General features: G+C 61.9%; 24 protein-coding genes and 1 tRNA gene. 10 read left to right on the forward strand and 15 right to left on the reverse strand.

The window, feature by feature from the left end; genetic code table 11:
• The first annotated feature begins 68 nt into the window (after positions 1–68).
• The 6 genes from AC1DYW_RS20215 to AC1DYW_RS20240 are packed head-to-tail and all read left to right on the forward strand — an operon-like array spanning position 69 to position 5,105.
• Positions 69–953, forward strand: a complete 885-nt coding sequence (locus AC1DYW_RS20215; protein WP_477227391.1) for a cytochrome c oxidase subunit II — start codon at positions 69–71, stop codon at positions 951–953.
• Positions 954–974: 21 nt separating this feature from the next.
• Positions 975–2,744 carry a cytochrome c oxidase subunit I gene (gene ctaD, locus AC1DYW_RS20220; RefSeq protein WP_477227392.1) on the forward strand — a complete coding sequence of 590 codons (1,770 nt, stop codon included), beginning with the start codon at positions 975–977 and terminating at the stop codon, positions 2,742–2,744.
• On the forward strand, positions 2,741–3,445 hold the full coding sequence (locus AC1DYW_RS20225) for a cytochrome c oxidase subunit 3 (protein ID WP_477227393.1): 705 nt from the start codon (positions 2,741–2,743) through the stop codon (positions 3,443–3,445). Before ctaD ends, AC1DYW_RS20225 begins: the two co-directional genes overlap by 4 nt.
• 13 nt (positions 3,446–3,458) lie before the next feature.
• Positions 3,459–4,178 (forward strand): heme-copper oxidase subunit III family protein, encoded by a 720-nt coding sequence (locus AC1DYW_RS20230; protein ID WP_111547360.1) that lies wholly within the window; start codon positions 3,459–3,461, stop codon positions 4,176–4,178.
• 9 nt (positions 4,179–4,187) lie between these two features.
• Positions 4,188–4,589, forward strand: a complete 402-nt coding sequence (locus AC1DYW_RS20235) for a cytochrome C oxidase subunit IV family protein (RefSeq protein WP_477227394.1) — start codon at positions 4,188–4,190, stop codon at positions 4,587–4,589.
• Positions 4,590–4,631: 42 nt separating this feature from the next.
• Positions 4,632–5,105: an aminoacyl-tRNA deacylase gene (locus AC1DYW_RS20240; protein ID WP_477227395.1), complete on the forward strand. Its 474-nt coding sequence runs from the start codon at positions 4,632–4,634 to the stop codon at positions 5,103–5,105.
• Between the two features lie 55 nt (positions 5,106–5,160).
• Here the strand turns inward: AC1DYW_RS20240 and AC1DYW_RS20245 are convergent, their stop codons facing one another.
• The 6 genes from AC1DYW_RS20245 to tig all read right to left on the reverse strand — a co-directional run bounded on the left by AC1DYW_RS20245 (position 5,161) and on the right by tig (position 10,477).
• Positions 5,161–5,973, reverse strand: coding sequence for a DUF2189 domain-containing protein (locus AC1DYW_RS20245; RefSeq protein WP_095088101.1), 813 nt, complete (start codon positions 5,971–5,973; stop codon positions 5,161–5,163).
• A gap of 224 nt (positions 5,974–6,197) precedes the next feature.
• The gene (locus tag AC1DYW_RS20250) at positions 6,198–6,428 is read right to left on the reverse strand and encodes a GDCCVxC domain-containing (seleno)protein (RefSeq protein ID WP_477227396.1); all 231 of its coding nucleotides are present in this window, start codon (positions 6,426–6,428) and stop codon (positions 6,198–6,200) included.
• 344 nt (positions 6,429–6,772) lie between these two features.
• Positions 6,773–7,708 (reverse strand): heme o synthase, encoded by a 936-nt coding sequence (locus AC1DYW_RS20255; RefSeq protein WP_477227397.1) that lies wholly within the window; start codon positions 7,706–7,708, stop codon positions 6,773–6,775.
• Between the two features lie 33 nt (positions 7,709–7,741).
• Positions 7,742–8,122 carry a c-type cytochrome gene (locus AC1DYW_RS20260; protein ID WP_477227398.1) on the reverse strand — a complete coding sequence of 127 codons (381 nt, stop codon included), beginning with the start codon at positions 8,120–8,122 and terminating at the stop codon, positions 7,742–7,744.
• A 193-nt stretch (positions 8,123–8,315) separates the two neighbouring features.
• Complete coding sequence (locus tag AC1DYW_RS20265) at positions 8,316–8,840, reverse strand: hypothetical protein (protein WP_477227399.1); 525 nt, start codon at positions 8,838–8,840, stop codon at positions 8,316–8,318.
• A gap of 161 nt (positions 8,841–9,001) precedes the next feature.
• Positions 9,002–10,477, reverse strand: a complete 1,476-nt coding sequence (gene tig, locus AC1DYW_RS20270; protein WP_477227400.1) for a trigger factor — start codon at positions 10,475–10,477, stop codon at positions 9,002–9,004.
• Between the two features lie 376 nt (positions 10,478–10,853).
• Here tig and AC1DYW_RS20275 point away from each other — a divergent pair.
• Positions 10,854–10,938: transfer RNA gene (locus tag AC1DYW_RS20275), tRNA-Leu, on the forward strand.
• 57 nt (positions 10,939–10,995) lie between these two features.
• Here the strand turns inward: AC1DYW_RS20275 and AC1DYW_RS20280 are convergent.
• The 3 genes from AC1DYW_RS20280 to AC1DYW_RS20290 form a co-directional block, all read right to left on the reverse strand.
• On the reverse strand, positions 10,996–12,444 hold the full coding sequence (locus AC1DYW_RS20280) for an aromatic amino acid lyase (protein WP_477227401.1): 1,449 nt from the start codon (positions 12,442–12,444) through the stop codon (positions 10,996–10,998).
• A gap of 67 nt (positions 12,445–12,511) precedes the next feature.
• Positions 12,512–13,096 (reverse strand): GDYXXLXY domain-containing protein, encoded by a 585-nt coding sequence (locus tag AC1DYW_RS20285; RefSeq protein WP_477227402.1) that lies wholly within the window; start codon positions 13,094–13,096, stop codon positions 12,512–12,514.
• Positions 13,093–14,211: a DUF2157 domain-containing protein gene (locus AC1DYW_RS20290; protein ID WP_477227403.1), complete on the reverse strand. Its 1,119-nt coding sequence runs from the start codon at positions 14,209–14,211 to the stop codon at positions 13,093–13,095. Before AC1DYW_RS20290 ends, AC1DYW_RS20285 begins: the two co-directional genes overlap by 4 nt.
• A gap of 238 nt (positions 14,212–14,449) precedes the next feature.
• Between AC1DYW_RS20290 and AC1DYW_RS20295 the strand changes: the two genes are divergently transcribed.
• The 3 genes from AC1DYW_RS20295 (at position 14,450) to trmFO (ending at position 16,581) form a co-directional block, all read left to right on the forward strand.
• A complete protein-coding gene (locus AC1DYW_RS20295) occupies positions 14,450–14,590 on the forward strand; it encodes a DUF1127 domain-containing protein (protein WP_013531315.1) in 141 nt (46 codons plus the stop codon).
• Between the two features lie 49 nt (positions 14,591–14,639).
• Positions 14,640–14,780: a DUF1127 domain-containing protein gene (locus AC1DYW_RS20300; protein WP_013895120.1), complete on the forward strand. Its 141-nt coding sequence runs from the start codon at positions 14,640–14,642 to the stop codon at positions 14,778–14,780.
• A 391-nt stretch (positions 14,781–15,171) separates the two neighbouring features.
• The gene (trmFO, locus tag AC1DYW_RS20305) at positions 15,172–16,581 is read left to right on the forward strand and encodes a methylenetetrahydrofolate--tRNA-(uracil(54)-C(5))-methyltransferase (FADH(2)-oxidizing) TrmFO (RefSeq protein WP_477227404.1); all 1,410 of its coding nucleotides are present in this window, start codon (positions 15,172–15,174) and stop codon (positions 16,579–16,581) included.
• Between the two features lie 14 nt (positions 16,582–16,595).
• Here trmFO and AC1DYW_RS20310 read toward each other — a convergent pair whose 3' ends face one another.
• The 6 genes from AC1DYW_RS20310 to secDF form a co-directional block, all read right to left on the reverse strand.
• Positions 16,596–18,710, reverse strand: a complete 2,115-nt coding sequence (locus AC1DYW_RS20310; RefSeq protein ID WP_477227405.1) for an SGNH/GDSL hydrolase family protein — start codon at positions 18,708–18,710, stop codon at positions 16,596–16,598.
• 132 nt (positions 18,711–18,842) lie between these two features.
• Entirely contained in the window at positions 18,843–19,793 is a 951-nt protein-coding gene (locus AC1DYW_RS20315; RefSeq protein WP_477227406.1) for a sterol desaturase family protein, read from the reverse strand.
• Positions 19,793–20,227 carry a hypothetical protein gene (locus tag AC1DYW_RS20320; protein WP_477227407.1) on the reverse strand — a complete coding sequence of 145 codons (435 nt, stop codon included), beginning with the start codon at positions 20,225–20,227 and terminating at the stop codon, positions 19,793–19,795. Before AC1DYW_RS20320 ends, AC1DYW_RS20315 begins: the two co-directional genes overlap by 1 nt.
• Before the next feature lie 83 nt (positions 20,228–20,310).
• The gene (locus AC1DYW_RS20325; protein ID WP_477227408.1) at positions 20,311–21,156 is read right to left on the reverse strand and encodes a phytoene/squalene synthase family protein; all 846 of its coding nucleotides are present in this window, start codon (positions 21,154–21,156) and stop codon (positions 20,311–20,313) included.
• A gap of 1 nt (position 21,157) precedes the next feature.
• Positions 21,158–21,550: an Mth938-like domain-containing protein gene (locus AC1DYW_RS20330; RefSeq protein WP_477227409.1), complete on the reverse strand. Its 393-nt coding sequence runs from the start codon at positions 21,548–21,550 to the stop codon at positions 21,158–21,160.
• Positions 21,551–21,578: 28 nt separating this feature from the next.
• A complete protein-coding gene (gene secDF / locus AC1DYW_RS20335) occupies positions 21,579–24,128 on the reverse strand; it encodes a protein translocase subunit SecDF (RefSeq protein WP_477227410.1) in 2,550 nt (849 codons plus the stop codon).
• Positions 24,129–24,157: the final 29 nt, after the last annotated feature.

Genomic DNA, 24,157 nt, shown 5'->3' on the forward strand with positions numbered 1-24,157 from the left:
TCAAGCATGATGACCTTGGCATTCGCCGGGACAGCTTCGCGCGCCCTCGAATGCCGGGAGGACGGGACATGGCCGTAGCGCTTGTACTCGTTTTGGTCGTCGTGGGCTCGGTGTTGTTTCACCTCCTGAGCCCATGGTGGTGGACGCCGATTGCCTCGAACTGGAGCTATATCGACAACACCATCATCATCACCTTCTGGATCACCGGCGTCGTCTTCTCCGCGGTGGTTCTGTTCATGGCCTATTGCGTCTTCCGCTTCCGTCATCGGGACGGAAACCGGGCTGCCTACGAACCGGAGAACAAACGGCTCGAATCGTGGCTGACGATCGTCACGGCGGTTGGGGTCACGGCGTTGCTGGTTCCCGGCCTGTTCGTCTGGAGCCGGTTTGTCAACGTCCCGAGCGACGCAACCGACGTCGAAGTCGTCGGCCAGCAGTGGCAGTGGAGTTTCCGCCTGCCGGGCAAGGACGGCAAGCTTGGCACATCCGACACCCGTGACGTCACCGCCGACAATCCGCTGGGCGTGATCGCCAGCGATCCCAATGGTCAGGACGATGTCGTGGTCGAGGCGGCTGATCTGCATTTGCCGGTCGGCAAGCCGGTCAAGATGCTGCTCCGCTCGATCGATGTGCTGCACGATTTCTACGTGCCGGAATTCCGCGCCAAGATGGACATGATCCCGGGCTCGGTCACCTATTTCTGGTTCACCCCGACCAAGACCGGAACCTTTCAGGTCTTGTGCGCCGAACTTTGCGGCCAAGGCCATCCTTTGATGCATGGTGTGGTCATGGTCGACACCCAGCAAGACTATCTGGCCTGGCTTGGCCAGCAGCAGACTTTCGCCCAGTTGTCGGCACCCCAGCAAACGGGCTCGGCAGACCAGGCGCCGGGCAAGACGACGGCGTCAGGTTTGAAAATTGCAGCAAAGCTCGAAACGGTCGGGTCTCGCTGAAAAGGACACGGAGGTGTTCCTATGGTCGACATCACGCCTGCAGATGGCATCCCGCCGGCCGAAGTCGCGGAGGTGGAACTCTACCATCCGCACAGTTGGTGGACGAAATACGTCTTCTCGCAGGACGCCAAGGTCATCGCCATCCAGTATTCGGCGACAGCGACGGGGATAGGCCTGGTCGCCCTGGTGCTGTCCTGGCTGATGCGGCTGCAGCTCGGCTTCCCAGGTACGTTCGACTTCATCACTCCGGAAGCCTACTACCAGTTCATCACCATGCACGGCATGATCATGGTGATCTACCTGCTCACCGCCCTCTTCCTCGGCGGCTTTGGCAACTATCTGATCCCATTGATGGTCGGCGCGCGTGACATGGTCTTTCCCTATGTCAACATGCTGAGCTACTGGATCTACCTGCTCGCCGTGCTGGTTCTGGTGTCGAGCTTCTTTGCGCCAGGCGGACCGACAGGGGCCGGCTGGACCCTCTATCCGCCGCAGGCCATCATGAGCGGCACACCAGGCGGCCAGGACTGGGGCATCATCCTGATGCTGTCCTCGCTGATCCTGTTCATCATCGGCTTCACGATGGGCGGCCTGAACTATGTGGTGACTGTGCTGCAGGGCCGTACGCGCGGCATGACAATGATGCGCCTGCCGCTGACCGTCTGGGGCATCTTCACCGCGACCGTCATGGCCCTGCTCGCCTTTCCGGCGCTGTTCGTCGCCTGCGTGATGATGCTGCTCGACCGCGCCCTCGGCACCAGCTTCTTCATGCCGGCGATCTCCGAGATGGGCGAGCAACTGCAGCACAATGGCGGCAGCCCGATCCTGTTCCAGCACCTGTTCTGGTTCTTCGGCCATCCCGAGGTCTACATCGTGGCGCTGCCGGCGTTCGGCATCGTATCCGACCTGATCAGCACCCATGCTCGCAAGAACATCTTCGGCTACCGGATGATGGTCTGGGCCATCGTCGGCATTGGCGCGCTGAGCTTCGTGGTCTGGGCGCACCACATGTACGTCAGCGGCATGGACCCCTATTTTGGCTTCTTCTTCGCCACCACGACGCTGATCATCGCCGTTCCGACCGCCATCAAGGTCTACAATTGGGTGCTGACCCTATGGAGGGGCGACATCCATCTCACCATACCCATGCTCTTTGCCCTGGCGTTCATCGTCACCTTTGTAAACGGCGGGCTGACCGGGTTGTTTCTTGGCAACGTCGTCGTCGATGTTCCGCTGTCCGACACGATGTTCGTCGTCGCCCATTTCCATATGGTCATGGGTGTCGCTCCGATCCTCGTGGTTTTTGGCGCGATCTACCATTGGTACCCGAAGGTCACCGGCCGGATGCTCGACGAGACGTTGGGCCGGTTCCATTTCTGGGTCACCTTCCTCGGCGCCTACCTGATTTTCTTCCCCATGCACTACCTCGGCCTGATGGGCGTGCCGCGGCGCTACGCTGAACTGACCGACATGACCATCATGACGGAGTCGGCCCACCACCTGAACTCGTTCATCAGCATCATGGCCTTCATCGTCGGCTTTGCCCAAATGGTGTTCCTGTTCAATCTGATCTGGAGCATCCGCCATGGCCGCGAGGCCGGCGGCAATCCGTGGCGGGCCACGACCCTCGAATGGCAGACGCCGCATACACCGCCGACGCACGGCAATTTCGGCAAGGACCTGCCGATCGTCTATCGCTGGCCCTATGACTACAGCGTACCGGGCGCCAAGGAGGATTTCATCCCGCAGAACATGCCGGGCTCCTTCGGCCCCTCGAGGGAGCCGGCATGAGCGTCATCCTGGTCTTCCTGCTCGTCATTGCCGGGTTTGCCGGATGGTGGCTTTCGCACCAGAGGCTGACGACCAAGCCATGGCTCGAACAAGGTCTGGCCGGCGATTTTGTCGGCCTCGACCGGTCGGCGCTGCCCACCGCCAAGATCGGCCTCGGCGTCTTCCTCGCCGTCGTCGGCTGCCTGTTTTCGCTGTTCACCAGCGCCTACTTCATGCGCATGGGCCTGTCGGACTGGCGGCCTCTGCCGCTGCCGCGCCTGCTCTGGCTGAACACGGGCGTGCTGGTCCTGAGCAGCATCGCGCTGCAATGCGCCGTGGTGGCGGCACGCAACGGTCAGATCGACATGGTCAGGCTCGGCCTTGCGACGGCCGGGCTCACGGCGCTTGCCTTCCTGATCGGACAGCTCATGGCATGGCGGCAGATGACCGACGACGGCTATCTGCTGAGCTCGAATCCGGCCAACAGCTTTTTCTACCTGATCACCGGCATGCATGGCCTGCACATACTGGGCGGGCTGGTGGGCCTGGGCAGAACAACTGTCGGCGCATGGAACGGAGCGAGACCCGAGCGGCTTCGCCTCGGCGTCGAACTGTGCGCCATGTACTGGCATTTCCTGCTCTTCGTCTGGCTCGCCATCTTTGCCCTGCTGGCCGGCTGGGCCGCTACGTTCATCGACATTTGCCGACAGTTGCTGACCTGAAGGGATCAAGCGGATGGCAGAGACACTGACGCATATCGGCAAGACGGAGCCACGGCCCTCAGGCTGGCAAGGCATTGCCGCCGACTGGTCCTCGGATCAGCGTGCGTTCAAGAACGTGTCCTGGGGCAAGGCCATGATGTGGATCTTCCTGCTCAGCGACACCTTCATCTTCGGCTGCTTCCTGCTCTCCTACATGACTGCGCGTATGTCGACACGCGTGCCGTGGCCCAATCCAAGCGAAGTCTTTGCGCTTCGCATCGGCGGCTCGGATATCCCGCTGATCCTGATTGCCATCATGACCTTCGTGCTGATCTCAAGCAGCGGAACGATGGCCATGGCGGTCAATTTCGGCTATCGCCGCGACCGCCGCAAGACGGCAATCCTCATGCTTCTGACCGCGGCACTCGGCGCGACCTTTGTCGGCATGCAGGCCTTCGAATGGACCAAGCTGATCACTGAAGGGGTGCGGCCCTGGGGCAATCCCTGGGGCGCTGCACAATTCGGTTCGTCTTTCTTCATGATCACCGGTTTCCACGGCACTCATGTGACGATTGGGGTGATCTTCTTGATCATCGTGGCGCGAAAGGTCTGGCGCGGCGATTTCGACACCGGACGGCGCGGTTTCTTCACCAGCCGCACGGGCCGCTATGAGAACGTCGAGATCATGGGGCTGTACTGGCACTTCGTCGACCTGGTCTGGGTGTTCATCTTCGCATTCTTCTATCTTTGGTGAGAGGCAGACATGGCAGAAGCAACCGCAAACGGCCTCGGACAACACGCGCTACATGCTGGTCATGCACATGAGGCGCCGGCGGCCGTCGCCCACGCCGACGAGCATCAGGAACATCCTATCAAGCTCTATCTGGTGGTCTGGGCTTGGCTGTTCATCCTCAGCACCTGCTCCTACCTGGTCGATTATTTCGGCCTGCAAGGCTATCTCAGATGGTCGCTGATCTTGATCTTCATGATCCTCAAGGCAGGGCTGATCGTCGCCGTCTTCATGCACATGGCCTGGGAGCGGCTGGCGCTGGCCTATGCGATCATCCTGCCGCCGATACTGGTGCTGGTGTTCACGACAATGATGGTCTTCGAAGCCGACTACACCCTTTTCACCAGGCTGGCGTTTTTCGGATCCGGGCACTGACGCGCAAACCCGTGCGTCGCGAACTCCGGCAAGGAGGCCAAGATGACGATCGCAAACAGGCTGAAGGACTTCATCGACGGCAAGGGCATTTCCTACGACACCGTCGCTCATCATCGCACGTCAACAAGCCGGCAGTCGGCCATTGCCGCGCATGTCCCCGGCAGCATCATGGCGAAATCCGTGGTCGTTCACCACGAGCTTGGCTATACGCTGGCCGTGGTTCCAAGCACCCACAGGATCGAACTTGGCAGGTTGCAGGACGTCATGGACAAGCGTCTCGGACTCGCTTCCGAAGACGAGGTGATTTCGCTCTTCGGCGATTGTGACACCGGCGCCATCCCGCCGATCGGCGCAGCCTATGATGTGCCGGTGATTGTCGATGAAAGCCTTGGCGATGCCGCCGATATCTACTTCGAAGGCGGCGACCACAGAACGCTGGTGCATGTCAGCGGCAAGGATTTCCGCAGCCTGACCATGGGCGCATACCAGGCCAGCTTCAGTCACCCGGCTTACTGACGGTTTCGATCGGACTGCACCGGCCCTTCGCCGGTGCAGTCCGGCAGAACCTTCCTCAACTCGCCGGTCTGGCGGGCGACTCCACGACCTTGCGGTAGACATGCCAGGTGGCGTGACCGAGGATCGGCAATACGACGGCCAGTCCGGCGAACACCGGCAGCGAGCCGATGATCAGGGCAACGGCGACGATCAGTCCCCAGACAGCCATGGTGATCGGGTTCGCCAGCACCGCACGCACCGAAGTGTGGATGGCTTCGTAGGCGCCGACGTCGCGGTCGAGCAACAATGGGAAGGCGACGACCGTTGTGCACAACACCACCACGGCGAAGACGAAGCCGATGACGTGCCCAAGGATGATCAGCGTCCAGCCGCGGCCGGTGGCAAATATTTCATTGATGAAGCCGGATATCGATTCTGGCGGCGCCGGGCCGAAAAGATATTCGTAGAACATCTGCGCGGTCAAAAGCCAGGCGATGAAGATCGCAAACAGCATGATTCCAACCGCCGCGATGGCCGGCAGCGCCGGAGAATTCCTGACCTCGAAAGCGTGCCTCCAGGAGGTGTCGAGACCGGCCTCCCGTCTGCGGCTGATTTCATAGAGGCCGATCGCCGCGAACGGGCCAATCAGCGCAAACCCGGAGACCAGCGGAAAAAGCAACGGCAACGCATTGGCGCCCGAAGTCCAGGCGGCGAGCACGACACCCACGAGCGGATAGATCAGGCAGAGAAATACGATGTGCGATGGTTTGACCATGAAATCGTCGACGCCTCGTTTGAGCGCGTCGAAAAGGTCGGAAACACCGATTTTTCGAATCTTGGTATGTTCCAGCGTCTCGCTGGCGCCTGCGATCACATGAAAGCTTGCCATGACCATTTCCCTCCAGACCAGGTCCGGTAAGGTCGCGGTTTTGCGGTGCCGTCGTTCTGCGAGACTGGCCACGCAAAACCGCGACCTGCACCGGAATCAACATACTCCCTTGCCAGGGACTTGTCGCCCTTTGTCAGAAGAGCTCCGGCGGGTAGCGTCTCAGTTTGATGTCGTCGGACCTCCTCGCCGGCGGCAATGCGCATAACGCGGACGACGTTGCCAGATCACATCGGCGGACGCTTCTGGCTCTTGGTGCGCTTGGCTTGGCTATCGCCCTGAAGCGGCGGGCATGGCAGATCGGCATAAGAGCAGAAAACGCAGCAATCACCCGCTAAGGGCTTCAAGAGTACGCCGCAGTTCTTGCATTCGTAGAAGTGAACGCAAGCGTCGGCCGGCATCGTTTCCACAGACTGATGGCCGCACTCTGGGCAAGTAAGGGTGCTCTCAAGCTTCATTGCCACTCCCATGCATTGCACCAAGCATAGTGGAGGTCAGGATCTGATGCGACAAACGCAGCGTCAAATTTCAAACTGAGCCACTACCCTCGAGCGGTCTGGCTAGCTCTGTTGGGCCTTCTTCGCTATTCTGATACAGCGCCGCGCGCCCTTTTTGGCCGCGCAAAGGTTGAAGGTCATGGACGGAAGGACGCTTCTCATACTCGGCCTTGGCATAGTCGCCCTGCTGATCCTGGGATTCTGCGCAATACCGTCGTGACGTTCGAGCAGGCCCTGCTCTGCAACGTCTTCAATGTAGCAATTACAGTTCGGCCATCTCGATCCGGCGGGTTTCCGTTATGCCGTCAACCTCCGGCTGACATGAACGCTCGCATTGCGATGGTGTCGGCAAGCAGTATGGCAAAGATCGCGAAAAGATAAAAAATCGAGAAGGCAAACAGCGCCTTTGCAGGCTTCATCTCCTTGTCGGGAACCACCAGAACCTTCCAGGCGTGCCAGATGAACCCCGCACCCAATGCGGCCGAGGCAATTCCATAAAACCCGCTCGCGAATCCGAACGCCCAGGGCAGCACGCCGATTGGCGCCAGCAGCAGTGAATAGGCGAACATCTGTTTTCTGGTCGAGGCCTGACCGGCCACGTTCGGCATCATCGGGATGCCGGCAGCGGCGTAGTCGCCGACCTTGAACAGCGCGAGCGCCCAGAAATGCGGCGGCGTCCACAGAAAGATGATCAGAAACAGGATGACGCTTTCAGCGCTGACGGCGCCGGTTGCGGCCGCCCAGCCAATGACAGGAGGAAGAGCACCCGCCGCGCCGCCGATGACGATGTTCTGCGGCGTCGAGCGCTTCAGCCACATCGTATAGATGACGACGTAGAAGAAGATGGTGAAGGCCAGCAGCGATGCGGCAAGCCAGTCCACCAGCACGCCGAGCGTCATCACCGAAAGCGCGGAAAGCACAAGGCCGAAGCCGAGAGCTTCACCCGGCGTGACGCGGCCCGACGGAACAGGCCGCTTTGACGTGCGCGACATCAGCGCGTCGATGTCCGCGTCGTACCACATGTTGAGGGCCCCGGCCGCTCCTGCTCCGATCGCGATCGCACCGATTGCAATCACGGCGATGACCGGATTCATCGCGCCAGGCGCCGCCATCAGGCCAACGAAGGCGGTGAATACGGCAAGCGCCATGACCCGGGGCTTCAAAAGCGCGAAGAAATCACCCGCCGTCGCTTCCGAGAGACGGATGCCGGTATCCTTGAGGCGGTTTTCCCTAGTCGACATCTCAGACCGATGGAAGCGCGCGGGCGAGCCAGGTCACTTCGAGAACGTTTTCAGATAGGCAATGACGTTGGCCACGTCTGCATCGTTCTTGAGGCCGGGAAACGCCATCTTGGTCCCTTTGACCATGGCCTTGGGATCGTGAAGATAGGTGGTCAGTGTTGGTTCGTCCCATTTGACGCCGGATTTGCCGGCCGCGATCATGGCATCGGAATATTTGAAATCCGGATGCGTGCCGGCGACGCGGCCGATGACGCCATGCAGCGAGGGACCGATCTTGTTCTTGTCCTCGTCTGCGACGTGGCAGACCTTGCATTTGGTGAAGACCTTCTCGCCAGCCGCAGCATCCTGAGCCTGCGATGGATTGGCAACGAAGGTTGCAACAGACACGACGGTGAAAAACGCGACCAAACGCATGACTTTTCCTCCCTGATCGTCAAATGTGCCTAAGATAATCTGCGCATACCGGGGCCACCAGCAACGCGCCTTGCACGGCAGAACAGATTATCGGATTCTCCCCCAAATGGAATTTCGGCACCTATGTACCACGGATTCTGGCCGGCGGGTAGAAGAGGTCGGGCGCGCAAAGGTTTAGGTCGTCTGCAGCAGCTCAGGGCACATTCGTGTTGCAGCTGCCGGCAACCTGGCTGACGGCTTCATCGAACCCCGCGAGGTCGAAATCGGCCTCCCCTCGCCCCGACAGCAACCCGAACCGCCAGGAAAGCTGGAGCCGGTTTGCGGCGCCGAGCCGTTTGATGCCGTCGGCGCCGTCGCGCATCAGCCTGCGGCCGCGCGGCCCGACCGACCAGCTTTCATCGAACTTGCCGCCCTGGTCGAGCGTGACCGACACGGTGATCTTCCGGCTGGCCGAGACGGTGTCGTTCAGTTGCAGCCATTCGGTCCAGCGCGGTTCGCTGTCTGCCCGGCAACCAATGGTCAGGATCGGGCTGTAGCTCAACGCGCCGCCGCCTGTGATCAGCTTGTTGGTGGCATAGAGCGACGCCGTGACGAGACCGTCCTCGGCCGTTTCGAACCGCCAATTGTCAAGCACCGCATCGGCGCGGGCGATGCCGCAGACCGAAACGAGGACCAGCGCCATTGCCGAGGCGTGTCCCACTTCGACGAACAGTCTCAACGCGCGTCTCCGACGACCCAAGCGGCTTGCGATAGAGGATAATCATCAAAGCTTCGTATCACCACTGGCCACCACCCGCGAAGCGTTCCGGCTGTTGCAGTTTAGCAACGAAAAAGGCCGCCTCAAAGGGCGGCCTTCGTCGGTTCTACGGAGCGCCGGGCTTATTCGGCGTCCTTGGCGGCCTTCTTCTTCGGCGCGGCCTTCTTCTTGGGCTCTTCCGCGTCGTCGGCCTTCTTGTCGTCAGCCTTCTTGGCGGCGGCCTTCTTCGCCGGCTTCGCCTTGACGGCGGTGTCGGTCTCCTCGTCGTCGGCCATCAGCTCTTCCTTGCTGACCTTGACATCGGTGACCGAGATCTGGCCGAGCAGATGGTCGACCACCTTCTCCTCGAACATCGGCGCCCGCAGCGTGTTCAACGCTTCCGGGTTGCTGCGGTAGAACTCGAAGACTTCCTGCTGCTGGTTGGCCGGATAGCGTCGGACCTGCTCGAACAGGCCGCGCTGCAGCTCCTCGTCCGACACCGTGACGCCGGCCTTCTCGCCGATTTCAGCCAGCACCAGGCCAAGACGCACGCGGCGCTCGGCAAGACGCAGATATTCGGCGCGTGCCTCGTCTTCCGTCGTCTCTTCGTCGGCGAAGGTGCGGCCGGCCGCTTCCAGGTCGCGATTGACCTGGGCCCAGATGTTGTTGAACTCGGCGTCGACGAGCTTCGACGGCGCCTCGAACGAATAGGACGCGTCGAGCTGGTCGAGCAGCTGGCGCTTGACCTTCTGGCGCGTCATGGCGCCGAACTGGTTTTCGATCTGGCCACGCACGACGTCGCGCAGGCGCTCCAGTGATTCCAGGCCAAGGTTCTTGGCGGTCTCGTCGTTGATTTCCAGTTCGCCGGGCTGGGACACTTCCTTGACGGTGACGTCGAAGGTCGCTTCCTTGCCGGCAAGATGCGCCGCCTGGTAGTTTTCCGGGAAGGTTACGGTGATCTGCTTTTCGTCACCGGCCTTGGCGCCGACCAGCTGATCCTCGAAGCCCGGGATGAACTCCTTCGAGCCCAGCACCAGCGGCTGATCGGTGCCGGCACCGCCATTGAAGGCCTCGCCGTCGATCTTGCCGACATAGTCGATGGTGACGCGGTCGCCATTGGCGGCCTTGCCGGTCTTCGGCTCGTAGCTGCGTGCCGATTCGGCAACGCGCTGGACCTGCTCGTCGATCTCGGTCTCCGGCACGTCGAACACCTGACGCGTCACCTTGATGTCGGAGAAATCCTTGATCTCGATCGCCGGAATGATCTCGTAGTTGAGGCGGAACTCGAAGTCGGCGCCGCCGGCCAGGATCTTCTCGGCCTCCTTCTCGTCCTCGGTCATGATCACTTCGGGCTGCATGGCAGCCTTTTCGCCACGCCCGGTAATGATCGTGCGGGTCGAATCATTGAGGATTTCGTTGACCACTTCGGCCATGAACGACTTGCCGTAGACCTTGCGCAGGTGCTGCACCGGCACCTTGCCGGGGCGGAAGCCGTTGATGCGGACCTTGTTCCTGGCGTCCGAAAGCCGCGCCATCAGCTTGGCTTCCATGTCACCGGCCGGCACGGTGACCTTGATCTCGCGCTTGAGACCGGAGTTGAGTGTTTCGGTGACCTGCATCGTAAAACCTTTGTTTTCACCAATGAGACTGCCACGGCCTCTGCCGCTCACAGCCTGCCGGTATAATCTTGCCGGGAATGGCTTTTGGTACGGAACCTGGCGATTTGACCGAAAATACGGCTCAAACTCTCCCAAACTGCGTTCCAAAATGTGAATAAGTTCTTGTTTTTCCTACTTCTTATCACATTTTGCAGAAGCGGATCGTCGCGTCCCGTCACATTCGACACGCCTTTTGTCACAGGCGAGGCTAATTTTCAACCATCTTCGCATTTCGGCGAACAACCAACATTTTTGGCCCTGACCCAACCCTTGGTCCTGACCCAACACTTGTTCCCGACATTGACAGAATGATGGCTACATGGGATTGCCGGTCCATGCGGATGTGGCGGAACTGGTAGACGCCCTGGATTTAGGTTCCAGTGCCGAAAGGCGTGGGGGTTCGAGTCCCTTCATCCGCACCACTCTTCGCGCTTTGCGTGGCGGGCCAGTTGAAGCTCGCTAGATGAAAGAGTGTCCTCCTACGCCTCGAACGCCCTCCCTGTGAACCACGCGGCCAGGTTCGCCAGATCAGGCCCCAGCACGCGATCGTCGCCGACAGGCGGCACGATAGCTCTGATGTCATCGACGAATGGCTGCAGCGCCGGCGGCGCGGCGCGTTCGGTGACGTGCAGCGCCTGCGAGGCCATCATCGCAAGCATCGCCATTGCCGCATCGACGCAGCGGCCCGCGGTCGCCTCCTTGGTCCATGCGAAGAACGCCGTGGTGGCGACGTCGTCCTGTCCGGCACCGGCCGATTCCGTTCCCGGAATGAAGGTGCGTTGCGCGGCGAGCTTGGCCTGCTCGAGATAGCCGGTGATCGCCATCGGCACATAGCCGACACTGCCGTGGCCATCGCTGTCGGCCCAATGCCGCCCGGTCATCAGAAGATCGGGCAGCAGCGACACCTTGCCGTTCAAAAGCTTGGAGGCATGACGGTCACAGAGCAGGCAGATGTCGGCCCATATCGCCGCCAGATCGTCCAGCGCCGGTGTCGCCATGGCGTTGTGATAGCCGCCGGTGCTGATGCAGCGGCCGAGCGGATGTGCGTCGTCGGACGGGATGTAGACCGGATTGTCGGATATCGCGGCCAGCGATACGGTAGCCGCCCGCTCGGCAGACGATAGTGCACGATGCGCCTGGCCGAGAACGCGCGGCACGATCCGATAGCTGACCGGCGCCTGGTAATTGCGCCGCCCGTCTCCAGCGCCGACCAGAAATACCCGCAACCCCTGGAGGGCCGCGGCTTCATGGTCGTCACCCCAGAGCGTATCGAGCGCAGCGTCGTAGTGCTCGAGCGGGGCGCGAAACGCTTCGATCGACAGTGCGAACACCTTGTGCGCCATGCGGATGCGGCGGCGAGCCGCGAGCGCCGCGTCGGCCACCAGCGCGGCGGCGCAGGGCGAGCCGTTGATCAGCGAGCCCCGCTCCTTGACCTCGAGGTCGAAGCGCGCCGAAAGCTCGGCAAACAGCGGGTAGAGCGCCAGGATCTCGCCGGCGCCGCCCTGGCCGGAGGCCGGTACCGTTGGCATCGGGCCACCGTCGAGCATCGCGGCAACGGCGAGCGCGATGCGTGGGGTGGTGGCTGCGTTGCCCTCGATGAAGTTGGTCAGCCGGGCAAGCGCGATCGCCCGGACCACCCGATCGGGCAAGGGATCGCCGAACGAGGTGGCGGCGGCGAACGCCTTGATGCGCGCATGGCGATCCCGCTCGTCAAGTTCGAGCTTGCGGCTCGCCAACTCCCCCATGGCTGTGGTTACGCCGTAGATGACCGGTGGCGGATCGGATTCGATAAGCCTGAGGAACGAGGCTCGGCATGCGGCGATGCGCTGCAACGCCTTCTCGCCGATCTCTACCGTCTCTTTCTTCCAGGCGACACGAAAAACCGTGTCGAGGTTGATGTCTTCACGCGTCGACAGGGTGATTGGCATGCTTCTTACCGTCCAGGTGGGAGACCGCCGAGGGAGTCCGTCGACCGTCCCGATCGACATCATTGGTTTAGTAGAGCGGCTCCTCGAACAGTATCTTGTCGCCATCCACCAGCGCCTTGATCTGCGCGGTGCCGTCGCCCGCGAGAGCGAGGCGGATGCCGAACGGGCGCACCCGCATGTCGTTCTGGATCGCCGTCCCCTCGCCTTCCGGCAGATAGAAGCGCTCGATGCCGTAATCCGGGGCGATGGTCATGCCTTCGCTGCGAAGATCCCAGCCCTCCGCGACGTGGCCTGATATGTCGGCCTCGTCGGCAGCGGCCGGCGTCGGCGCCTTGCCGAACCAGGCAGTGGTGGGCTGCCAATAGCCGTCGGCACCCTTCTTCAGGCGGACGACGATCGGCGTGTCGTCACTCGAAAATTTGTCGGCCGGGATGTTGGCGATCATTTTCACCGGTATGCGCGAAATCGGATAGCCAAGGATAATGTAGTCGCCGCGCAGAAGATCGCGCGGATCGACGGGTTCGATCTTCAGCAGCACTTCCTTGCCGTTGCGCAGGATCGCCGCCCTGCCGGCGATGATCCAGCTCAAAAATCCGATCTGGACGAGCGCCAGCACCAGCGCCGAGATGATCAGCCTCTTTCCGGTCATCATGCGGTGGCTCCCTTGGCGGCTGGGCCCTTCATGCGTTTTTCGATGCGGATGATGACGAGCGCGAGGATGCCGAGCAGCACCGCAGCGGCCAGGAAGAAGCCGGCCGTATCGAGCATCGATTGCAGCATCACCACATAGATGATGGCGATTTCAAAGGCGAAGCCGGCATAGGCAAGCCAGCGCAACCCGCGGCTTTCCCGCCCCGCCAGCACGATTGCAGCGACGATGCCGGCCAACGCAATCACCGAAGCGATGGCGAATCCGCTGTTGTAGGTGCTTTCATCAGCCAGTTCGAACTGGACCATAGCCAGGCCGGTGAGGAAGCCGAGCAGCGCGTGCAACGGCAAGCGGCCGCCGAGTTGGACGATGCTGTCGACCGGCTCCGGCGCGAAGACTGATGCCGCGAACAGCAGCGCCGAGACGATGACCAGGGGGTTCGCCACCTGCAACGTGGCGTGGTCCATGCCAAACAGGACGAGGTAGAACAGCAGCGACAGGATGATCAGGTGCCGCGCCGGCTGGCTGCGGGTCCAGAACGAGACAGCAAACAGCACGATCGCCATGACCACGAAGAGATGCGGAAAATCGCTGCGGCTGTAATAGTCGAAGCCTTTCAGGAACAGCCAGGCATCGGCGATGCCGACCGCAGCGACAGTCAGCGGGTTCGAACGAAGCGCGACCGCCGCCAGTGCCGTGCCCGCGCCCCAGGTGACCAAGGCCGACGTCATGTCGCCGGAGAGATGATACATCTGGCCGATCAGCGCGATTGAACCGCCGAAGGCCGCCGCGGCCACGATCCACAATGCCTCGCCGATCGCCGCATGGTCGCGCGTCTTCAACAGCGCGCCGCCGACATAGCCGCCAAGGATGATGGCAAAAAGTGCCGCGACCCGCGCCAGCCTTGGGATCGCATCCCAGTTGGCGGCGACGAAAATCAGGATGGCGGCGCCGAACAGCAAGGCGGCCATCATCGCCAGGATCGAGCCGAAGCTGAGCGATTTGCGCTCGTTTGCCTCGACATCGCGCGTCAGGGAATCGGCGGTCGCGGCGTCGATCAGGCCGGCCTGCCGCCAGCGCGCGATATCCGACCTCACTCGTGACGAATAGCCCGCCATGCCGCTTCTCCCCCAGCTTGGTCTTTTTTTCAACCGACCCGGTCAAACCGTTGACGCAACGGCATTTTCCGATTCGGGCTTCTTTGTGTCAGGTCCGTGAACGCGCGTTAATGCTGCATTGCACAATTTGCATTGCTGCCATGCAGCCATAGCGCTTTTAAATCGATATAGGCCCGCCTATCTATGCTTCGTACACAAAGACGGAATGATCCGAAAGAAAGACGAAACGAGAAATACCATGAACCTGATCCGCAACTACCGCAACTGGCGCCGCTACAGGGACACCGTGTCCGAGCTGAGCCGCCTGAGCAACCGTGAACTGACCGACCTCGGCATCAGCCGCAGCGACATTCCTTACGTCGCTCGCAAGGCGGTCTAATTTCTTCGGACCGCAAATGGTCCGAACAAGTTTTGAAAAGAGAAAGACAATGAACCTGATCCGCAACTATCGTAACTGGCGCGTCTATCGCGAGACGGTTACCGAGCTGGGTCGCCTTTCGAACCGTCAGCTGCATGATCTTGGTATCGTCCGCGACGAAATCAAGATCGTAGCCCGCCGGGCGATCTAACCAGAATTTCGCCAGGGTCGACCTCCTCCCCGACCCTGACGGATCCGGTCAACCTTCACCTCCTCCCGAGGGTTGACCAACAAAACGGCGCCCGCCGCACCTCCTCCCGCGGCGGGCGTTGTTCCCCCGGGGCAAAACGAATTTTGCCCCAGAGGTTTCGCCCCTTTCAAAAATGGCGAAAGAGATTTCGTCAAAGCCGACCTCCTCCCCGGCGATGACGAATACGGTCGGCCTTCACCTCCTCCCGAGGGTCGACCCCAAAAACGACACCCGCCGGACCTCCTCCCCCGGCGGGTGTTGTTGTTTTCAGGGGTTGGTTGCACCGCAGCCACTTGCCCTGCGCCACGCGCGGCAATTGCAATCACCGCTCCAAGCGATTATTCCGGCGCTCATGAGCAAAAATCCCATCCACATCATCGGCGGCGGCCTCGCCGGTTCTGAAGCCGCCTGGCAGGCAGCCGAGGCTGGCGTGCCCGTCATCCTGCACGAAATGCGGCCCGTTCGCGGCACCGATGCGCACAAGACCGATGGCCTGGCCGAGCTGGTCTGCTCCAATTCCTTCCGCTCCGACGACGCCGAAAACAACGCCGTCGGCCTGCTGCATGCCGAAATGCGGCTGGCCGGCTCGCTGATCATGAGCGCCGGCGACGCCAACCAGGTGCCGGCCGGCGGTGCGCTTGCCGTCGACCGCGACGGTTTCTCCGACGCCGTGACGAAAAAGCTCGAAGGCCATCCGCTGATCACCATCCAGCGCGAGGAAGTGCCGGGCTTGCCGCCGGCGGACTGGGACCAGGCGATCATCGCCACCGGTCCGTTGACCGCGCCTTCGCTTGCCCAATCGATCGCGGAGGCGACCGGCGCCGATGCGCTGGCTTTCTTCGACGCCATCGCGCCGATCGTCCACTTCGACACGATCGACATGGACATTTGCTGGTTCCAGTCGCGCTACGACAAGGTCGGGCCGGGCGGCACCGGCAAGGACTACATCAATTGCCCGATGGACAAGGAGCAATACCTTGCCTTCGTCCAAGCGCTGGTCGACGGCCAGAAGACCGAATTTAAGCAATGGGAAGGCACGCCCTATTTCGACGGCTGCCTGCCGATCGAGATCATGGCCGAACGCGGCGTCGAGACGCTGCGTTATGGGCCGATGAAGCCGATGGGGCTGACCAACGCGCACAATCCAACGGTCAAGGCCTATGCCGTCGTCCAGTTGCGGCAGGACAATGCGCTGGGCACGCTCTACAACATGGTCGGTTTTCAGACCAAGCTGAAGCATGCCGAGCAGGTGCGGGTGTTTCGCACCATACCGGGCCTGGAAAACGCCGATTTCGCCCGCCTAGGCGGCCTGCACCGCAACACCTACATCAACTCGCCGACCTTGCTCGACGCTTCGCTGCAGCTGAAGTCGCGCCCCGGCCTGCGCTTCGCCGGCCAGATCACCGGCTGCGAGGGCTATGTCGAAAGTGCCGCGATCGGCCTGCTCGCCGGACGCTTCGCCGCCGCCGAAAGGCTCGGCCAGGCACCGTCCCTGCCACCGCTCACCACGGCCTTCGGTGCCTTGCTCAACCACATCACCGGCGGCCACATCGTCTCCGAAGACGAACCGGGAAAACGCTCCTTCCAGCCGATGAACGTCAATTTCGGCCTGTTCCCGCCGATGGAAGCACCGAAGTCAGAAGGCAAGCGCCTGCGCGGCAAGGACAAGACCGTCGCCAAGCGGCAGGGGATAACCGCACGGGCGCGCGCCGATTGCCGGCAGTGGCTGGGGCTGGCATCCCAAGCGGAAGCAGCCGAGTAGCCCTGCTCCTCCCTTCAGTGCGGTCGCACATCCGCGACCGTTGGCCGTGGCAAGTTGAGCATCGTGGTTGCTGCCGCGAACACCGCGTCCGCGATGTGGGCATGGCCTTCCGCGGTCGGATGGAACGGACCGCCCAGGCAAACCTCAACCAGATCGAGCAACGCCCAATCCTGCGGCGGCGGTGGCGTGCCGCTCGCCTTGGACTGCACGAAAAGGCAGATGTCGTTGATGGTGCGGAACCAGCGCTCGCGCGGCGCGTAGGCACGCGTGTCGCGAGACGCCTTGAAATCGGCATCGCGATAAGCGGAAAATGGCTCGAATTCCGACCATTTGTCCGGTCGCGGCCCGTCCGCATGGTAGTAGGGCAACATCAGGCTCTCGGCGGCCGTGACGCCGCTCGACAAGCTCTTTTGCGCACAGATCCCATGCTTGGCGAACGCGGCACGCTGGGCATCGACGAAATGCCAGTTTCCCGCGTGGGCGGCCTCGCGCGTCGCCGGGTAAAGCACATTGTTGGCGAAATCGCTGATGGGACGCAGCGTAGGCACGTCGATCGACAGCACCCCGCCGACATTGAAGCCTTCAAGCCTTTCACGCGGTGTGGCTTCGCCGCAGAGCCTTCCATCCTGGTTGAATTCGATCTTGGGAAACGCGGTCAGCACAATGTTGGGCATTCCACCATTGCTGGCGATGGGCAGCGGCGCCAGCGCCTTTCGCAAGGCGGCAAAGCGCGCCGGCAACTCCTTTGCGCGGATTCGCGCCGTGGCGACATCATGCGCCTTGGCGATCCGCGCGACAGTTCGAATGACTGACGCGCCGAGGGCGTCGGCGCGCAAGCTGCTGTTGACGTTTGCGTATGGAGGCCTTGTCTTGGTCAGCGCTTCCACGATGAGCGGTGTGAAGCCGACGTCGTTTCCACCGATGGACACGATCAGCATGTCGATCGTCCGCAGGAACCGCCCCGGCTTGCAGTCGAGGAGTTTGGCGCTGCGCAATGCGCGGCCTCGCTCGTCGGTGAGCGGCGCGTCGAAAGTCACTGTACGGGTTGCATGCGTGCGCAGAAGATCGTCCCGGCACAGTTCGATCATCAGCCGATCGATCTGCGGCAAGTCGCGACGCAGTTTGCCGCCCGACGAAAAATAGGAACTGTTGACTGCCTCAACCCCGGCATAGGGAAAAAGCAGCCCTTCCGTCACTTCGGCTCCCGAGCAGGCAAAGCCGAGAAACGTCACCGCACTGTGCTTGGGATCGGCAAGAGCGACCTGCAAGGCGGTGCGCAGATGATAGCTATAGGCCGAACGATGGCATTTGCGGTCGAGCCAGCCAGCCGGCGCATTCTGATAGCGGACCGGCAACGAATAGGCTGGTACCGATTTGATCGCCTGGGTGTCGGGGTCGTAGACGAAGGAGATGTTGAGAAGTCTCCGTCTTGACAGCGGATCGATCTCGACCGGTGTATCGGGATTGCCTTCGCCCGACGAAAAACTGTCACCGATACCGGCGATGAGCCGGTCACGAACCCAGATGGCAGGTTGCGAAAGCACCGTGCCGTTCGGCAGGGTCACAGACACATCGACGCCGCGCGCAGCTTCCGGGATATCTGGTTCAAAGGGAATGCGCGCTTCAAAGAGCGCGGCGCAGGGCTGTTCCGCCGTCGCCGAAAGCCGGCCACGGCCGGCAATGAAAATCGGCCGCGCGGCTTGCCACCGGCAGATGCCGGACGGCGCATCCGTCAAGCTGAAGACAACGGTGTGCCCTTGCGGGCGCACGTAGTCGGTACGAAGCGCGGTTCCGAAACTGTCGCTGGCGCAGGACGAATGCCACTGTTCTCGGGCGTCCCAGCAGGTGGAGCGGCGACGATTGACAGGGTTCGCCCAGCCGCGTTCGGGCCGGCCCGCGCCCTTGGGATTCGGATAGAGCGTGGCGTCCTGTTTGTACCACTCTCGCAGCCAGCGCGGATCGTTGAGCAGCCGTTCGAGATCAGAAACCGCCGTAGCCGTTAAGGCGCCGCCATGGGTTGCCATGACCTCGGCCATGGCTTCCCGCTGCATATCGAAATCGGTGGTTTCGGTGAAATACCGGAAAGGATGCTTGACCCGCCAGTCGATGGCTGGCGCAGCGTAAGTCAATGTTGTGGCTAACAGAAAAAAGCAAGTGGATACAAGACGAAGCATGATCACCACCCCCAAAAGTACTAGGACGCCAAAAATAGTATCAAGCCATCATGCTGTCAAATTGCCACCAGGTCGTAGTTTACTTCACTATTCGGCCGGCGCAGCACTCGCCTCCGGCAAGCCCGGCTTGCCGGCTTCGCCCGGATTCCGCCTGACATAGGCGGCTTTCAGGCTCTCCGAGGTTTCGCGCGAGCCGTCATGGCTCCAGCCCGGCGGCTTGATCAGGTAGTTCAGCCGATCGCTCAAGCTCAGCCCCGGTGCAAAGGCATCTGTGAACATCCCGATCCATTCGTGGAACGCCACTTTCAGCGGATTGAAGGTGCCGAGATTCTTGACGATGCCGTAGCGCGGCTGGTCCTCTTCCAGCTCTTCGACGAAGGTGCCGAACAGACGGTCCCAAATAATCAGCGTGCCGGCATAATTGGCGTCGAGATAACGCGGATTGGTGGCGTGGTGGACGCGGTGGTGCGACGGCGTGTTGAAGACCAATTCGAACCAGCCCCACATCTTGCCGATCGTCTCGGTGTGGATCCAGAACTGCCAGACCAGGTTGAATCCGAAGGTGAAGGCAATCACCGCCGGATGGAAGCCAAGCAGCACCAGTGGCGCCTGCAGCACGAACATGAAGGTGAACAGGCTGGTCCAGCTTTGTCTCAGCGCCGTCGACAGATTGTAGTGCTGGCTTGAGTGGTGGTTGACGTGCTCGGCCCACACCCAGCGCACCCTATGCGCGATGCGGTGGTAGACATAGTAGCGCAGGTCATCGAGCAGGAAGGCTGTCAGGAACACCCAGACCGACAGGCCAAGGTTGAAGATGCGGAACTGCCACAGCCACAGCAGCGCCCAGTAGGACACCACGCCGAGCAGCAGCCCGGCGACGACATTGCCGGTGCCCATCATCAGGCTGGTCAGCGTGTCGCGCGTCTCGAACGAGCCCTTGGCGCGGCCGCTGCGCACCAGCCAGAGCTCGATCAGGATGGCGGCAACGAAGAACGGGATGGCCAGTTGGGTGACCGGCGGAAAGTTGTAGCTGTCCATCACGCCGCCTCCCCGGCGGAATTGGAATGTTGCGGATCAAGCGCCTTCAGCAAGCCTTGCGCATCTGTTGCGCTGGCAAAGCGGAAGCGGCCGCCCTTCCAGGTGAAGTCGGCAAGCCGAAACGAGACCGTGTTTGCGTCGCCGGCAGTCAAACCCGTGACGTCCCGAGATGTGACGATGCGGGTCAAAAAACAGTCGCCAACGCTGTGAACGATGCCGGTGCGCCCTCGCCCGAGATCGAGGAACGCCGTCCCGGCATCCGCTGTCAGGCGAACTGTTGCGGCCACCTCGTCGGGAAAATCTTCGGCGAAACGGCTCATCGCCTGATCCGTGCCGGCAAGCGTGGCCGTCTTGCTGCCGCCGGTGAAGTGTACGGCGGCGACCGACAGCGCAATGCCAAGGGCGACGATCGCGACCAGCAAAGGCAAGCTCATGGATGCAGTATCTCCTCCGGCCGGTCTGTCGTCTTTGGCAACAGTTTTGGCCGGGAGACTCCTTAACATGATTGACGTTTACGTCAAAGTGCCGGCCAACCCTTGCCCGCGCGCCGCAGCAGCAGCCAATGCCGGCGCAAAGCCGACAGTCGCGCCACGCCATCGAGCGGCGAGCCATTCTCCATTTTCCTGAGATAGGCACGCGACAGGGCCAGCGGCAGAAATGCCTGATGCAACGACACCGGCAGAGCCGATGCGCCCTGTTCGAAAGCGGAAAGATGGTCGCGCGCCAGCGCCATCATCGCTGCCACCGCGCGTTTGGCGCCAGGGCCACCATCGCCGGCAACAAACTCTTCCGGCGAAGATCCAGCCGCGGCCAGGATATCGGCCGGGACAAAACATTGCCCGCGTTTGCGGTGCAGCGGCAGCAAAAGCAGCAGGCCGGTCATCGCCTGCGCACAGCCTGCCCTGCCCGCCAGCTCGGCAAACCGTGGCGCCGCGACGGGATCGAGCACCATCGCCGCAAGCTGGATAAGTGCGGCTGCCGTCTCGCCGCAATAACCTTCCAGATCGGTGCGCGACGGCATCGGATCGTCGTAGAGGTCGAAAATGCGCGCTTCGAGCATGTTGTCGAAGGCCGGTTTCGGCAGGCGGTAAGCGGAAATCGTCGCCTTCAGTGCGTCGGCAACGGGGTGGCCGATGCTTGCGCCGTCATCTTCAGCGGCAATGACATCGCGCCACCATTGCAGCCGCACCTCGCCAGGCAGTGCTTCGTGGATGCGATCGCGAATGCCGGCGATCTCGGCATTGAAGGCGTAGAGCGAAAGCAGCGCATCGCGCTTGTCGGCCGGCGCGTAGAGTGCGGTGAGATAGCGGTCGTGGTCGGCGGCGCGCACCGCATCCATGACGATTTTGGCATTCTGAGACATGTCAATCGACGGCGATGAGCGCGGCGGCCACAGCCCGGTCTTCCGCCAGCAGCACATTGTAGGTCCGCACCGCGGCACCGGTCGACATCGGATCGGACGCAATGCCTGCCGCCTTCAGCGCGGCCCGTAATGCTGCCGGCAATGGCCTGAGTTCCCTGCCCATGCCGACCAGCAGGATCTCGACCTTGTCGGCTTCGGCCAGCAGCCTGTCGAAATCCGCTGCCGTCAGCGCCAGAGGATCCGCCGGCTCCCAGCCATGGATGCCGGATGGCAGGCAGAGTAGCGACCCGCGATGCGACATATCGGCGAAGCGGAACCCGCCATTGCCATAGGCCTCGATCGGCGCGCGGCCGGGGAAATGCGCCTCGCGGATGACGATGCCTTTGCCGGTCACCGTTCTGTCACCCCTTCGGGGCCGCGCGTCAGGTCGCGACCGCCTTGCTGCCGCCGACCGGCTTTTGCTCGTCGCTTTCAGCCTGTGGCCGCAGCTTGAACAGGATCAGCAGCGGTGCCGCGATGAAGATCGACGAATAGGTGCCGAACACGACGCCGAACAGCATGGCCATGGTGAACGACCGGATCACCTCGCCGCCGAACAGCACCAGCGCCAGCAGCGCCAGGATCGTCGTCACCGAGGTCAGCGTCGTTCTCGACAGCGTCTCGTTGATGGCGTTGTTCAGGAGTTGCGGCAGCGGCATGCGCTTGTATTTTCGCAGATCCTCGCGAACGCGGTCATAGACCACGATCGTATCGTTCAGCGAATAGCCGATGATGGTCAGGATCGCCGCCAGCGACGACTGGTTGAATTCAAGCCCGGTGATGACGAAGAAGCCGATGGTCATGACCACATCGTGCACCGTCGCGATGATGGCGCCGACCGCGAACTGCCATTCGAAGCGGAACCAGACGTAGATCAGGATGCCGAGCAGCGCGACCAGCATGGCAATGGTACCTTGCTTGGCCAATTCCCCGGAAACTGTCGGTCCAACCACTTCGACGCGGCGGAAATCATAATTGTCCTGCAGTTCGCCGCGAACCTTGTCGATGACCGTCTGCTCGGCGTTCTCGCCGCCATCCTGGGTGCCGACACGGATCAGCACGTCGTTCGGGTCGCCGAACTGCTGCACCTGCACTTCGCCGATGTTGAGTTCCGAGAGCCTGCCTCTGATGTCGGCAATATCGGCGTTGCCGCTCTTGGCCTTCACCTCGATCAGCGAACCGCCCTTGAAATCGATGCCGTAATTGATGTCGACGGTCATGAACAGCACGACCGACAGGACCGACAGCAAGCTGGACAGTGCGAACGTCCAACGGCGGATGCCCATGAAGGGGATCTTGGTGCCGGGAGGAATGAAGGTCACCGGCGCCCTCGGCAACTCCTTCGGACGTGCCCGGCGCAGCCAGATCGAGACCAGCAGGCGGGTGAAGGTGAAGGCGGTGAAGACAGTGGTCAGGATGCCGATGGCGTAGGTGATGGCAAAGCCCTTCACCGGCCCGGTGCCGAGATAGAACAGCACCACCGTAGCGATCAGCGAGGTGACGTTGGAATCGACGATTGTCGCCAGAGCCTTCGAGAAACCGGTGTCGATCGCCTGGATCACGGAGCGGCCGTTTCGTCGCTCCTCGCGGATACGTTCGTAGATCAGCACGTTGGAATCGACCGCCATGCCGATGGTCAGCACGATACCGGCGATACCCGGCAAGGTCAGCGTTGCGCCAAGCAGCGACAACAGCCCGACGATCATCGCAACGTGCACCGCCAACGCGATGTTGGCGAGGAAGCCGAGGAAGCCGTAGGCAACGAACATGAAGGCCACGACGAGGACCGAGCCGATGATGCCGGCGACCTTGCCGGCATGGATGGAGTCCTGGCCGAGCCCTGGTCCGACGGTCCGCTCTTCGATCACCGTCAGCGTCGCCGGCAACGCGCCGGCGCGTAGCAGCACGGCAAGATCGTTGGCGCTCTGGGCGGTGAAATTGCCCGAAATCTGGCCGGTGCCGCCGAGGATCGGCTCGCGGATCTGCGGCGCGGAAATCACTTGATTGTCGAGGATGATGGCAAACAGCTTGCCGACATTCTGTGCCGTGGCCTGGCCGAAGCGCGCCGCACCTTTCGAATCGAAGCGGAACGAAACCACCGGCTCGTTGTTCTGCGAATTGTATGTCGCCTGCGCATCGACGAGATTTTCGCCCGAAACGATGACGCGGTTTTCGATCAGGTAGGGAACCGGCGGATCGTCCTGCGAATACAGCACGGAAGAGCCGGCAGGCGGGCGGCCATTCAGCGCGTCCTGCACCGGCATCGACTGGTCGACCATCTGGAAGGTCAGCTTGGCGGTCTGGCCGAGGATTTCCTTCAGCCTTTGCGGGTCCTGAAGGCCCGGCACCTGGACAAGGATACGGTCGTCGCCCTGCCGCTGCACAATCGGCTCGGTCGTGCCAAGTTCGTTGACGCGGCGCTCGACCACTTCGATCGACTGCGTCAAGGCGGTCGACGTGCGGTATTTGATGCCGGCATCGGTGACGTTGAACTTGAGCAGGCCGGGCTCGGAATCGTCGAGCGTCATTTCCTGGATGGAGCCGCCAGTGAACAGGCCGGCAGCGACCGGATCGGTCAGCGACTTCAGCGCTTTCTTGGCGGCATCGAGCTGGGCGGGATCGGTGATGCGGACCTGCAAGGTCCGACCCGTGCCGGCAAGCCCGGTATAGCCGATCTTGGCGTCACGCAGCAGCGTCCGGATTTCGTCGCGCGTCGTCTCCAGCCGGTCCTTGATCAGGTCGTTCTGATTCATCTCCAGCAGGATGTGCGAGCCGCCCTGCAGATCGAGGCCGAGCGTCATCTGGCGCTTCGGCACCCAGCTGGGAAGTTGGGCCAGAGTGCTGGCGGAGAACAGATTGGGCGCGGCGAGGATCACTGTGATGGCCACGGCCACCCAGATCAGGATCATCTTGAAGCGCGAAAAATAAAGCATATGGCGTCGTCCGTCAGAGCGTATCCGCG

The organism is Mesorhizobium sp. P2_D5 (assembly GCF_056404355.1).